Source organism: Enterobacter sp. ECC-019 (genome assembly GCF_043974075.1).
In the GTDB taxonomy this organism is placed as follows: Bacteria; Pseudomonadota; Gammaproteobacteria; order Enterobacterales; family Enterobacteriaceae; genus Enterobacter; species Enterobacter asburiae_D.
The window spans coordinates 3,365,248-3,378,848 of sequence record NZ_CP143759.1; the positions used below are offsets into that span (position 1 = coordinate 3,365,248).

The 13,601-nt window shown below is 58.0% G+C and carries 9 protein-coding genes; 3 read left to right on the forward strand and 6 right to left on the reverse strand.

Features of this window, described 5'->3' with window-relative positions; genetic code table 11:
• Positions 1-85 precede the first annotated feature (85 nt).
• Positions 86-982, forward strand: a complete 897-nt coding sequence (locus V1566_RS16025) for a DMT family transporter (RefSeq protein ID WP_395306005.1) — start codon at positions 86-88, stop codon at positions 980-982.
• Here the strand turns inward: V1566_RS16025 and narI are convergent.
• From narI to V1566_RS16050, 5 genes are all read right to left on the reverse strand, one after another.
• On the reverse strand, positions 979-1,656 hold the full coding sequence (gene narI, locus V1566_RS16030) for a respiratory nitrate reductase subunit gamma (protein WP_395303959.1): 678 nt from the start codon (positions 1,654-1,656) through the stop codon (positions 979-981). The genes V1566_RS16025 and narI overlap by 4 nt on opposite strands.
• Positions 1,656-2,366 carry a nitrate reductase molybdenum cofactor assembly chaperone gene (gene narJ / locus V1566_RS16035; RefSeq protein WP_395303960.1) on the reverse strand — a complete coding sequence of 237 codons (711 nt, stop codon included), beginning with the start codon at positions 2,364-2,366 and terminating at the stop codon, positions 1,656-1,658. Before narJ ends, narI begins: the two co-directional genes overlap by 1 nt.
• The gene (narH, locus tag V1566_RS16040) at positions 2,363-3,898 is read right to left on the reverse strand and encodes a nitrate reductase subunit beta (protein WP_395303961.1); all 1,536 of its coding nucleotides are present in this window, start codon (positions 3,896-3,898) and stop codon (positions 2,363-2,365) included. Before narH ends, narJ begins: the two co-directional genes overlap by 4 nt.
• Entirely contained in the window at positions 3,895-7,638 is a 3,744-nt protein-coding gene (locus V1566_RS16045; RefSeq protein ID WP_301509076.1) for a nitrate reductase subunit alpha, read from the reverse strand. The genes narH and V1566_RS16045 overlap by 4 nt, the downstream gene beginning before the upstream one ends.
• Positions 7,639-8,019: 381 nt before the next feature.
• Entirely contained in the window at positions 8,020-9,417 is a 1,398-nt protein-coding gene (locus V1566_RS16050; protein WP_032656681.1) for a NarK family nitrate/nitrite MFS transporter, read from the reverse strand.
• 309 nt (positions 9,418-9,726) lie between these two features.
• Here V1566_RS16050 and narX point away from each other — a divergent pair, with 309 nt between their 5' ends.
• Positions 9,727-11,523: a nitrate/nitrite two-component system sensor histidine kinase NarX gene (gene narX / locus V1566_RS16055; protein WP_395303962.1), complete on the forward strand. Its 1,797-nt coding sequence runs from the start codon at positions 9,727-9,729 to the stop codon at positions 11,521-11,523.
• A complete protein-coding gene (gene narL / locus V1566_RS16060) occupies positions 11,516-12,166 on the forward strand; it encodes a two-component system response regulator NarL (RefSeq protein ID WP_008499531.1) in 651 nt (216 codons plus the stop codon). The genes narX and narL overlap by 8 nt, the downstream gene beginning before the upstream one ends.
• 3 nt (positions 12,167-12,169) lie before the next feature.
• Here narL and V1566_RS16065 read toward each other — a convergent pair whose 3' ends face one another.
• Positions 12,170-13,576: a YchO/YchP family invasin gene (locus V1566_RS16065; protein WP_395303963.1), complete on the reverse strand. Its 1,407-nt coding sequence runs from the start codon at positions 13,574-13,576 to the stop codon at positions 12,170-12,172.
• Positions 13,577-13,601: the final 25 nt, after the last annotated feature.

Sequence of the window (13,601 nt, forward strand, 5' to 3'; positions counted from 1 at the left end):
TCCATTACTGCATTTTACCTTATCTCACCCCTGTAAAACCCGACAGCTATTTTCGACAATAACGTCACTATTCAGGAGGTGGATGATGCGTGATTTACATAAAGGCGTCTGGCAAATGAGCCTGGCGATGTTAATTTCCGGCTCTATCGGCGCATTTGTATTACTTTCCGGTCTGCCTGTGACGGAAGTGGTGTTCTGGCGCTGTCTTATCGGGGCAATAGCGCTTTTTATTTTTATCCGGGTAAGTCAAAAGCCCTTTAGTCCCCTCACCCGCACCACGCTGATGCTGGCCATTTTCGGCGGCGTGGCATTAGTGGTGAACTGGCTGCTGCTCTTCGCTGCCTATGAGCGGATCTCCATTGGTCTTTCGACCGTGGTCTATAACACCCAGCCGTTTATGCTGGTCTTGATGGGGATGTTTTTAGGTGAACGCGTCAGCCTGGTGAAATGGGGCTGGCTGATCCTCGCCTTTGGCGGCGTGGTGATATTGCTCTCCAGCGAGCTGACCGGCGCGCATGGCAGTGAATGGCTCACCGGAATCGGCCTGGCGATGGCTGCGGCTTTCTTCTATGCGGTCACGGCCATTATTGCCCGCAAACTCAGATCCGTTGCGCCGCAGCATATTGCCTTTATCCAGGTGCTGACGGGCGTCGTGATGCTTTTACCGTTTGCCAGCATGCCGTCATTTTCCGGTGATTTTCCCTGGCCGATCCTGCTGACGCTGGGCATCGTCCATACCGGCATTATGTACCAGCTGCTCTACAGCGCAATTCAGAAGCTGCCTACGCCTATAACCGGCTCCCTGTCGTTTATCTATCCGGTGGTGGCGATCGTTGTCGATAATCTGGTGTTCGGACACTCGCTGAACCTGACGCAGCTCGCGGGCGGTGCGCTGATCCTGTTTGCTGCAGCGGGCAACAACCTGGGCTGGGGCGAAAAAAAACCCCGCGAGTGCGGGGTGAGTGTCAAAACGGTGAATTAGCGACGGGCGCGCACAATCTGGTATTTGCGCGTCAGGTACTCTACCGGCGCGCTCCAGATATGCACCAGACGAGAGAACGGGAACAGCACAAACAGCGTCATCCCCAGCACCAGGTGAACGCGGAAGATAAACGCCACGCCGTCCAGGTGCGCGGAGGCTCCGCCGCGGAAGGTCACCACGGACTGCGCCCAGCCGACCAGCTTCATCATTTCGCTCCCGTCCATATGCTGCGCCGAGAACGGAATGGTCAGCAGGCCCAGCGCGCACTGCACCATCAGCAGGGAGAGGATCAGGATGTCCGCTGCGGTAGTGGTCGCACGCACGCGCGGGCTGAACAGACGGCGTTTCAGCAGCAGCAGGCCACCGACCAGGGTCATCACGCCGCAGGCACCGCCGGCGATCATCGCCATCTTCTGCTTCACCTCAATCGGTAGCCACGCTTCATACATCCAGTGCGGCGTCAGCATCCCCAGGAAGTGACCGGCAAAAATCCCCAGAATACCGATGTGGAACAGGTTAGAGCCCACATGCATCCCTTTACGATCCAGCATCTGGCTGGAGGCAGCACGCCAGGTGTACTGGCCGTAGTCGTAACGCAGCCAGCTTCCCACCAGGAACACGGTGCCCGCGATATACGGGTAAATGTCAAAGAAGAACATATTCAGGAAGTGCATTAGTGCCGTCCTCCGTTAGAGATATTCAAATATTGCGGGGCAACCGCGCCGGCAAAACGACGCTGGTGAGCGGAGATTTCAGACTCGCCGCAGTTCTGGTCAGCAAAGAATTTCACCTGCTCTTCTTCCCAGACCGCGTCCAGCGCTTGTGGCGTATCATCTCGGGCTTCATCCGCAATTTTCTCCGCCACTTTTTCGCTGTCGACCGCGGCGTTGGCCAGCTTCACCAGCAGATCGAACAGCACCGCATAACGGCTCTCCCGCTGCTGAAGACGCGCGCCGAGCAGCGCCAGGATCGGCGCAATGTCCTGCAGACCGCCCAGCGCCTCTTCTTTCGGCAGCTGCGCCAGGTACTCCAGATACAGCGGCAGATGATCCGGCAGCTCACGGCTGTCGAGCTGCAGGCCGTGCTGTTCGTACTGGGCCATCAGGTCCACCATCGCCTGACCGCGGTCACGGGATTCACCGTGAACGTGTTCAAATAGCAGCAGCGAGGTCGCACGACCACGGTCAAACAGCTGGCTGTAGTCCGACTGGGCATCCAGAAGGTCGTGCGCGAGCAGATCGCGGAGGAAGACGCCCAGCTTCTGGGCATCGTCTTTATCCAGGTTTTCAGATGACGCGAGTGCATCAAAGAGTTCCTGCTGATGCTGCGCAAGCGCAGCATCCGGGTACTCGAGCAGACGCGAAACAATGACGAGTTCAATCATTGGTGCGGCTCCGTTTTGCTGGTCACATCCATGGCATCGATGCGGCGGCTGTTGAACAGATTGAATTTGCTGTCTGACCCGTGGCAACCGTCGCCAAAGGTAAAGCCACAGCCATTTTTTTCCGGGAAGGCTTCGCGGGCCAGTTCACGGTGGCTGCTCGGCACCACGAAACGGTCTTCGTAGTTGGCAATCGCCAGATAGCGGTACATTTCCTGTGCCTGCGCTTCGGTCAGGCCGACCTCTTCCAGCGCGCGGGTATCGGTAACACCGTCTACGGTTTCCGCACGTTTGAAGTGACGCATCGCCAGCATACGCTTCAGCGCGAGCAGGACCGGCTGGGTATCGCCTGCGGTCAGCAGGTTAGCCAGGTACTGAACCGGGATACGCAGGCTTTCCACGTCCGGCAGGATGCCGTTGCTGCCCAGTTCGCCCGCGTCAGCGGCAGACTGAATCGGCGACAGCGGCGGCACGTACCAGACCATCGGCAGAGTGCGGTATTCCGGGTGCAGCGGCAGGGCCAGCTTCCAGTCCATCGCCATTTTATACACCGGAGACTGCTGCGCCGCGTCGATGACGCTCTGCGGCACGCCGTCTTTCAGCGCCTGCTCAATCACCTTTGGATCGTTCGGATCGAGGAAGACGTCCAGCTGACGCTGATACAGATCTTTCTCGTGCTCGGTGCTCGCGGCATTTTCAATTGCGTCCGCGTCGTACAGCAGCACGCCGAGGTAGCGGATACGGCCTACGCAGCTCTCGGAGCAGACGGTCGGCATACCGGCCTCAATACGCGGATAGCAGAAGATACACTTCTCAGACTTGCCGCTCTTCCAGTTGAAGTAGATTTTTTTGTACGGGCAGCCGGTGATACACATACGCCAGCCGCGGCACTTGTCCTGGTCGATCAGCACGATGCCGTCTTCTTCACGCTTGTAGATGGCGCCGCTTGGGCAGGTCGCCACGCACGCCGGGTTGAGGCAGTGCTCGCACAGGCGCGGCAGATACATCATGAAGGTATTTTCGAACTGGCCGTACATCGCCTTCTGCATGTTCTCGAAGTTCTGGTCTTTGGCGCGTTTCTCGAACTCGCCGCCCAGAATCTCTTCCCAGTTTGGACCGCTGGTGATCTTGTCCATGCGCTTCCCGGTGATCAGCGATCGAGGACGGGCGATCGGCTGGTGCTTGCTTTCCGGCGCGTTGTGCAGGTTCTGGTAGTCGTAGTCAAACGGCTCGTAGTAATCGTCGATGCCCGGCAGGTGCGGGTTAGCGAAGATTTTACCCAGCAGCATCGCGCGGTTACCCATGCGCGGCTGCAGCTTGCCGTTGATTTTACGGATCCAGCCGCCCTTCCACTTCTCCTGGTTTTCCCAGTCGGTCGGGAAGCCGGTGCCCGGCTTGCTTTCCACGTTGTTGAACCAGGCGTACTCCATACCTTCACGGCTGGTCCAGACGTTTTTACAGGTGACCGAGCAGGTATGACAGCCGATGCATTTATCCAGATTCAGCACCATGCCGACTTGTGAACGAATTTTCATTTTACGCTCTCCTGTACCTGGTCATTTCCTTCGCCGTCTAACCAGTTAATGTTCTTCATCTTACGTACCACCACGAACTCATCGCGGTTCGATCCTACGGTGCCGTAGTAGTTAAAGCCGTAGGCCAGCTGCGCATAGCCACCGATCATGTGGGTCGGCTTCGGCGTAATGCGGGTCACGGAGTTGTGGATCCCGCCGCGCTGCTCGGTAATTTCTGACCCCGGCAGGTTAACGATACGTTCCTGCGCGTGGTACATCATGGTCATCCCGGCCGGTACGCGCTGGCTCACCACCGCACGCGCAGTCAGGGCACCGTTGCTGTTAAACACTTCGATCCAGTCGTTATCTTCAATACCCAGATCTTTGGCGTCCGTTTCGCTCATCCAGACAATCGGACCGCCGCGCGACAGGGTCAGCATCAGCAGGTTGTCGCTGTAGGTGGAGTGAATACCCCACTTCTGGTGCGGCGTCAGGAAGTTGAGCGCCTTCTCAGGGTTACCGTTCGATTTCGCCCCCATCACGGCTTTCACGGAGCGGGTGTCGATTGGTGGACGGTAGACCAGCAGGCTTTCACCGAAGTCGCGCATCCACTGATGATCCTGATACAGCGACTGGCGGCCTGACAGGGTGCGCCATGGGATCAGCTCGTGAACGTTGGTGTAGCCCGCGTTATAAGACACGTGCTCATCCTCCAGGCCTGACCAGGTCGGGCTGGAGATAATCTTGCGCGGCTGCGCCTGAATATCGCGGAAGCGGATTTTCTCTTCCTCTTTATTCGTCGCCAGGTGCGTATGGTCACGGCCGGTAAACTCGCTCAGTGCCGCCCAGGCTTTCACGGCAACGTGGCCGTTGGTTTCCGGGGCCAGGGTCAGGATCATCTCTGCCGCATCAATCGCCGTGTTCAGCATTGGCTGGCCTTTCGCCGGGCCGTCCGCTTTGGTGTAGTTGAGTTTGCGCAGCAGATCCATTTCGCTCTGGGTATTCCAGGCGATCCCTTTCCCGCCGTTACCGATTTTCTCCATCAGCGGGCCGATAGAGGTAAAGCGCTCGTAGGTTGCCGGGTAGTCGCGTTCAACCGGAATAATGTGCGGTGCGGTCACGCCCGGGATCAGGTCGCATTCACCTTTTTTCCAGTCCTTCACATCCAGCGGCTGCGCCAGTTCGGCGGCGGAGTCGTGCTGGATGGGCAGCGTCACCACGTCGGTCTCTTTACCCAGGTGACCTACGCAGACTTCGGAGAATTTCTTCGCGATGTCTTTGTAGATATCCCAGTCGCTTTTCGATTCCCACGCCGGGTCAACGGCCGCAGACAGCGGATGAATAAACGGATGCATATCCGAGGTATTCATGTCGTCTTTTTCGTACCAGGTCGCGGTTGGTAGCACGATGTCGGAGTACAGGCAGGTGCTGGACAGACGGAAGTCGAGCGTCACCACCAGATCCAGCTTGCCGTCGAGACCGTTATCTTTCCACTCCACCTCTTCCGGCTTGACGCCGCCCTGCTTGCCGAGATCTTTCCCCTGGATACCGTTTTCGGTACCGAGCAGGTATTTCAGCATGTACTCGTGGCCTTTACCGGACGAGCCCAGCAGGTTGGAGCGCCAGATGAACAGGTTACGCGGGTGGTTTTTACCGTTCTCCGGCTGTTCAGCCGCAAAGCGGATTGAGCCATCCTTGAGGGATTTCACGGTGTAATCCACCGGCGACATGCCCGCCTTCTTCGCCGCTTCCGCAATGCGCAGCGGGTTAGTGCCCAGCTGCGGCGCAGACGGCAGCCAGCCCATGCGTTCAGCACGCACGTTGAAGTCAATCAGGTGGCCGCTGTAGCGGGATTTATCCGCCATCGGCGACAGCAGCTCCTGCGCGGTGACCGTTTCGTAGCGCCACTGGCTGGAGTGGTTATAGAAGTAGGAGGTGCTGTTCATGTGGCGTGCCGGACGCTGCCAGTCGAGGGCAAACGCCAGCGGCTGCCAGCCGGTCTGCGGACGCAGTTTTTCCTGGCCCACGTAATGCGCCCAACCGCCGCCGCTCTGACCGACGCAGCCGCAGAAGATCAGCATGTTGATCAGACCGCGATAGTTCATATCGAGGTGATACCAGTGGTTCAGACCCGCACCGACGATGATCATCGAACGGCCGTGCGTTTTGTCCGCGTTTTCTGCGAACTCACGTGCGATGCGGGTAATGTGCGCGCGAGGCACGCCGGTGATCTGTTCCGCCCAGGCCGGAGTGTAGGCTTTCACGTCGTCATAGCCGGTTGCGCAGTTTTCATCGCCCAGACCGCGCTCCAGACCGTAGTTCGCCATGGTCAGGTCATAAACGGTGGTGACCAGTGCAGTAGAGCCGTCGGCCAGCTGCAGGCGTTTAACCGGCAGTTTGTGCATCAGAACGTTTTTCAGTTCAACCTTGTTGAAATGCTCTGAACCTTCGCCACCAAAATAGGGGAACCCGACTTCAGCGATCTCGTCCTGGCTGCCCAGCATGCTCAGGCGCAGCTCCGTCTCTTCGCCGGTGGTGCCGTTGCGTTGCTCAAGGTTCCACTTGCCCTTCTCGCCCCAGCGGAAGCCGATAGAGCCGTTTGGCGCCACCAGCTCGCCGTTGCTGTTATACGCAACGGTTTTCCACTCAGGGTTGTTTTCCTGACCCAGTGAATCCACCAGATCGGCAGCGCGCAGCGTGCGGCCAGCGGCATAGTAGCCCTCACGCTCTTCCAGCATGACCAGCATCGGCATGTCGGTGTAGCGGCGAACGTAGTCGGTGAAGTACTGGCTTGGCTTATCAAGATGGAATTCACGCAGCATCACATGGCCCATCGCCATCGCCATCGCGGCATCGGTACCCTGTTTCGGCGCCAGCCACAGATCGCAAAGCTTGGCGATTTCCGCGTAATCAGGGGTCACCGCCACGGTTTTGGTGCCTTTGTAACGGACTTCGGTAAAGAAGTGCGCGTCCGGCGTACGCGTCTGAGGAACGTTAGAGCCCCAGGCGATGATGTAGCTGGAGTTATACCAGTCCGCGGATTCCGGCACGTCGGTCTGCTCGCCCCAGGTCTGCGGAGACGCAGGCGGCAGGTCGCAGTACCAGTCGTAGAAGCTCAGGCAGGTCCCGCCGATAAGCGACAGATAGCGAGCCCCGGAGGCGTAGGAGACCATCGACATCGCCGGGATGGGCGAGAAGCCAGCCACGCGGTCAGGACCGTAGGTTTTGATGGTGTAGACGTTGGAGGCGGCAATCAGCTCGTTCACTTCTTTCCATGAGGACCGAACGAAACCACCGCGACCGCGAGCCTGCTTGAAGCTTTTTGCTTTGTCCGCGTCTTCGATGATGGATGCCCAGGCATCCACCGGATCGCTGTGCTGCACTTTCGCTTCACGCCACATCTTCATCAGACGCTTGCGCATCAGAGGGTATTTCAGACGGTTAGCGCTGTAGAGATACCAGGAATAGCTGGCGCCACGCGGGCAGCCGCGCGGTTCGTGGTTTGGCATATCCGGGCGGGTGCGCGGATAGTCGGTCTGCTGCATTTCCCAGGTCACCAGACCGTTTTTTACGAAAATCTTCCAGCTACATGAGCCAGTACAGTTCACGCCGTGGGTTGAACGGACGACTTTGTCATGCTGCCAGCGCTGACGGTAACCGTCTTCCCAGTCCCGGTTGGTATCCAGAACCTGGCCGTGCCCATCGGCAAAAGTTTCACCCTTCTGTTTGAAGTAGCGAAACCGGTCCAAAAATTTGCTCATCGGGTATCTCCTGTGTGGAGCCTGTGGCTCTCTAAATCGACATTGCTGATTTGCAGCGAAGGTAACGCCCTGAAAGAGGGGGAGAATTGATAACGATCAAGACGAGGAGGGACTTTCAGGTGAGGGGTTATACCGAATACCACCAAAGCGGTATCTTCAAAAAATTCTTATCGATATGAAATATAAAGTTATTTTTATTTTATCGTACAAAAAGCCAGTCAAAATTTAACATCTCAGGTATTAAGGGGTAGACCCACCTGCAGAGCGATGGCGATCACAGTGTCACCGCAGGCGTCTGCCGTAAAAGCCGTAAGTATGTTGTAACTATTATTCAGGCTAAAAAAAACGCGGCCCGAAGGCCGCGTAAACGGATAATCACACTTACTTATTTTTCTTAGTATTTCGGCCATATACCAGCCACGTAATCACAACGCAGGCGATATAGAAGACGAGGAAGACCTTCATGGCACCGGCCGGTGAGCCGGTCAGGTCCAGAGAGATACCGAATGCTTTCGGGATAAAGAAGCCGCCGATCGCGCCGATGGCAGAGATAAAGCCCAGCGCAGCGGCCGTATCCGTCGCCGCCTCGCGCATTGCCTGTTCTTCGCTCCCGCCCTGCGCCTTCACGCGATCCATCGTCAGCTTACGGAAGATGACGGAGATCATCTGGAAGGTAGATGCACTCCCCAGCCCGGCCGTCAGGAACAGCACCATAAACACGCCGAAGAAGGCGATGAAGTTACCGCCCTGTCCGTCGACGGGCAGCGTGAGGAACAGCAGCGCGCAGAAGATTGCCATCACGACGAAGTTAACCAGCGTCACGCGGGTGCCGCCCAGGCGGTCAGACACCATGCCGCCCAGCGAACGTGCCAGGGCGCCAATAAACGGCCCGAAGAAGGCAAAGTGCAGGATCTGAATCTCCGGGAACTGCGTTTTCGACAGCATTGCGAAGCCCGCAGAGAAGCCGATAAACGAACCGAAGGTGGCCAGATACAGCAGCGCCATCACCCAGAGGTGTCCACGCTTCAGCACCGGCAGCTGTTCGCTCAGCGACGCCTTCGACGCGGACAGGTCATTCATAAAGAACCAGGCTGCGAGGGTGAAGACCACCAGGAAAGGTACCCAGATCCAGGCGGCGTTTTGCAGATAGAGGGAAGAACCATCCGCCTGCTCAACGCCACCGCCGCCAAAAGCTGCAAAAATGGAGACCGAGATCGCCAGCGGGGCAATGAGCTGCATCACGCTGACGCCCATATTCCCCAGACCGCCGTTAATCCCCAGCGCGCCGCCCTGCTTCGCTTTCGGGAAGAAGAAGCTGATGTTCGCCATGCTGGAGGCGAAGTTCGCGCCCGCAAAACCGCACAGCAGGGAGATAATTACGAATACGCTAAACGGCGTAGAGGTATCCTGCACTGCAAAGCCGAGCCAGACGCAGGGGACGATCATGATGCCCGTACTGAACGCCGTCCAGCGACGACCGCCAAATACCGGCACCATAAACGCATAAGGTACACGCAGCAGCGCGCCTGACAGCGACGGCAGCGCGGTCAGCATGAACAGCTGATCGGTCGTAAACGTAAACCCTACTTTCGGCAGGTTGACCGCCACCGCGCTAAACAACATCCATACGCAAAACGCTAATAACAAACAGGGCACGGAAATCCATAGATTCCGGCTTGCTACACGATGGCCGCGCTGTTGCCAGAACGCCGGATCCTCTGGACGCCAGTCTGTAATAACGGCACCATTTTCCCTTTCGGGAGCGGATGAGTGACTCATAGACACCTCTGATTCTCGAATGATGCTGCAAACATTAGGGTTTTAGGGCGGCGGTAAGTTGATATAAATCAAAGGAAAAGTGGGAGGATTTGCGGCGCAAAATAAGGCCTCACCCTTAGTGAGTAGGCTAATTCGGTAAAAAAGACGTGGTTTTTCACGGCACTGACGGTTCCTGGCTACCCCCACCTCCTTTCCCCTACTCCGTTGGCAATTTAGGGGTAATCCTTTATTGGTATGGGTATACTCCAGGGTATGCACCAGAATAGCGCCATTCCTGCAAGCAGGCCACGTCAGGAGCACGCCACCTCTATGTTAAAAAGATGTTTATCTCCGCTGACGCTCGTGAATCAGCTAGCCCTTATCGTTTTGCTGTCCACCGCCATCGGCGTGACCGGCATGGCGATCTCCGGCTGGCTGGTACAGGGCGTACAGGGTAATGCGCATGCCATCAACGAGGCAGGCTCGCTACGCATGCAGAGTTATCGCCTGCTGGCATCGGTTCCCCTGACGCAGGACGACAGGCCCCTGATCGATGAAATGGAGCGCACGGTCTTCAGCCCCGAACTGGAAAACGCCGCTATCCGCGCCGGTCAGCAGTCCCAGCTTAACGCCCTTCAGGGCTACTGGCACACCCAGCTGGAGCCCGGGCTGAAACAGGCGCGCAGCACAGAAACCGTTGCGCAGGACGTGGCGGGGTTCGTCTCGCGCATTGATGCGCTGGTCTCCTCTTTTGACCAAACCACCGAACTCCGCATCGACCGGGTGGTGATGGTGCACCGCGCGATGGCGCTGTTTATGGGTCTGCTGCTGATCTTCACCATCGTCTGGCTCCGCGCGCGGCTGCTGAACCCGTGGAAACAGCTGCTGGCAATGGCCCGCGCAGTCACCGCACGCGATTTTACCCAGCGCACGCACATCAGCGGGCGCAACGAGATGGCCATGCTCGGCCAGGCGCTGAATACCATGTCGGCAGAGCTCTCCGAGAGCTACGCGGTGCTGGAGCAGCGCGTTCAGGAAAAAACGGCCGGGCTGGAGCAGAAAAACGAGATCCTCTCCTTCCTGTGGCAGGCCAACCGTCGTCTGCACATGCAGGTGCCGCTATGCGAACGCCTCTCACCGGTACTGAACGGCCTGCAAAATCTGACTCTGCTCCACGACCTTGAGCTGCGGGTCTACGATGTGGAAGACGAAGATAACCATCAGGAATTTACCTGCCAGTCCGATATGTCCTGCGATGACAAAGGCTGCCATCTTTGCCCCCGCGGCCTGCCGCCGCTGACGTCCGGCGGCACCACCCTGAAGTGGCGCCTGACCGACAGCCACACCCAGTACGGTATTCTGCTGGCAACGCTGCCTGCCGGGCGTCATCTGAGCCACGACCAGCAGCAGCTGGTTGATACGCTGGTCGAACAGCTCACGGCCACGCTGGCGCTCGACAGGCATCAGGAAAAGCAGCAGCAGCTGATCGTCATGGAAGAGCGCGCGACTATTGCCCGCGAGCTTCACGACTCTATCGCCCAGTCGCTCTCCTGTATGAAAATGCAGGTGAGCTGCCTGCAGATGCAGGATGCGGAGATGCCGGAAAGCAATAAGCAGCTGCTCAGCCAGATCCGCAACGAGCTGAACACCTCCTGGATACAGCTTCGTGAGCTGCTGACCACCTTCCGTCTGCAGCTGACCGAGCCGGGCCTGCGCCCGGCGCTGGAAGCCAGCTGTCACGAATTTAGCGCCCGGCTGGGGTTCCCGGTGAAGCTGGACTACCAGCTGCCGCCGCGGTTTGTCCCCTCCCACCAGGCCATACATTTACTGCAGATTGCCCGTGAAGCGCTGAGCAACGTGCTCAAGCATTCCGGCGCGACGGCGGTAACGGTCACCGTCAGCCAGCACAACAATCAGGTGAAGCTGACGGTTCACGACAACGGCCGCGGCGTGCCGGAAAATGCCGAACGCACTAACCACTATGGTTTAATTATTATGCGAGACCGCGCCCAAAGCCTGCGCGGTGATTGCCAGGTTCGCCGGAGAGAGACGGGCGGCACGGAAGTTGTCGTCACCTTTATTCCCGAGAAACCGCTTACAACTGCTCAAGGAGAAACCCATGACTAATCAGGAACCGGCATCCATCCTGTTGATCGACGACCATCCGATGCTGCGTACTGGCGTAAAACAGCTGGTCAGCATGGCACCCGATATCACCGTGGTTGGCGAAGCCAGCAACGGTGAACAGGGCATTGAGCTTGCCGAATCCCTCGATCCCGATCTGATCCTGCTCGATCTGAATATGCCCGGCATGAACGGTCTGGAAACCCTCGACAAGCTGCGGGAAAAATCGCTTTCCGGGCGCATCGTCGTCTTTAGCGTGTCAAACCATGAAGAGGATGTGGTCACGGCGCTAAAGCGCGGGGCGGATGGTTATCTGCTCAAGGATATGGAGCCGGAAGACTTGCTTAAGGCGCTGCAGCAGGCTGCGGCGGGCGAGATGGTTCTCAGCGAAGCCTTAACGCCGGTGCTGGCCGCCAGCCTGCGCGCCAATCGCGCCACCTCTGACCGTGACGTGAGTCAGTTAACCCCGCGCGAGCGCGATATTCTGAAGCTTATTGCTCAGGGGTTGCCGAACAAAATGATCGCCCGCCGCCTGGACATCACCGAAAGCACGGTCAAAGTGCACGTGAAGCATATGCTGAAGAAAATGAAGTTAAAATCCCGCGTTGAAGCCGCGGTGTGGGTGCACCAGGAACGTATTTTTTAAGGATTACTCCTCCGGCAGAAGCTTCCAGCGCGGGTCGTTGTCCGGCAATGCGACCAGCGGCTGCACGACGGTCAGCGCGATCTCATTGGACGAGACGCGCTGGCCTTTCTCATCTTCCACCACCGCCGACAGGTGCCAGCGGTTTGTCGCCCCTTCACGGTCATCCCAGGCAGGCATAATCACGCTCCAGCCGTCGCTGCTGTTGCTTTTAGCCGGCGACGTCAGGCTCAATGCCTGCGTATCCCCCTGCCAGTGGATCTGACGAATACCGTTCGTGCTGCGAACCTGAAGCTTCAGCATAACGGTCTCGCCCCCTTTCAGATCCCACGGCGGCGTTGCCAGCCACACGGACAGCGTTTTACGCTGGCGGAACTCCATCACCGGCAGGCTATTGCGCTCCGGCGAGTCATAGCGGCTTCCGCGCAGGGAGCGCGTGGCGGCGACTTCACCGGCGGAAAGCTGCTTAGCCAGCGGCACGCCAAAGCGATAGTTGAGCTTCAGTCCGAGATTATTCTGGCTCGCGCCACTTTCGCCCTGCTTATGCCCGGCGGTCAAGGTGACCAGCGGAACGGGGGTATAGTTAAGCCCCAGATTCACCGCCACCGGATTGTGATAGCCGGTTCCGCTATTGAAGAGGTCGACGTTATCGCCAAAATATTGCTCGAAGCTAACGCTGGTATTGAGATGATGGAACCACGGCAGCCAGGCTTTAGCGGTGACGTCATATCCGCGCGCCATGCGCTGCTCCTGGACGTCGGAGCGGTCGCGCCAGCCGGCAAAGGGCTGATAATAGTTAGCTGACAGGCGCAGATTTTCCCCCCACGCTTCCGCGCCCAGTCCGGCACGCTGCAGATTTTCATCCAGGAGGTTATCGTAAAACGTGTTGTAACCCAGCAGCCATTTCCCGGCGACCCAGCGCTGACCGATTCCTGCGTTACTCACCAGACCATCCGTCTGCTGGGTCAGGCCAAGCTGGCTCCAGCTCAGATAACGGTTGTTATCGTTCCAGGGGATAAACCAGCTCCCGCTGCTGCCGTTAAATTTGCCATCGTTATCTACCAGTAAGTTCACGCTGGCGTTCCCCCAGGGTGAAAGCCAGGATTCAATCTGCTGGTTCACTTCGCCGCTCACCGCGTCGCGCACCTGACCAAACGCAAACTGACGCGCTTGCTCGCCCGTTGTCAGACCGTTGTCGGTCATGCTGGCCTCACCGAAGGCTTTCGCCACTTCGGCCAGATGCTTTTCCCCCTCCCCGGTGGGTGCCGCCATGTCGAGGTCAGGCAAACTATCCCCATTGTTATCGAACGGATGTTGTGCCTGCTGGATAAAGGAATTCGGCGCACCGTGAACGGCTCCGGCCGTAAGAAGGGGGAGTAGTAACAGCAAACGAATGCGGGACGATACAGCCATCAACGTCGTAAATAATAACCTGTGT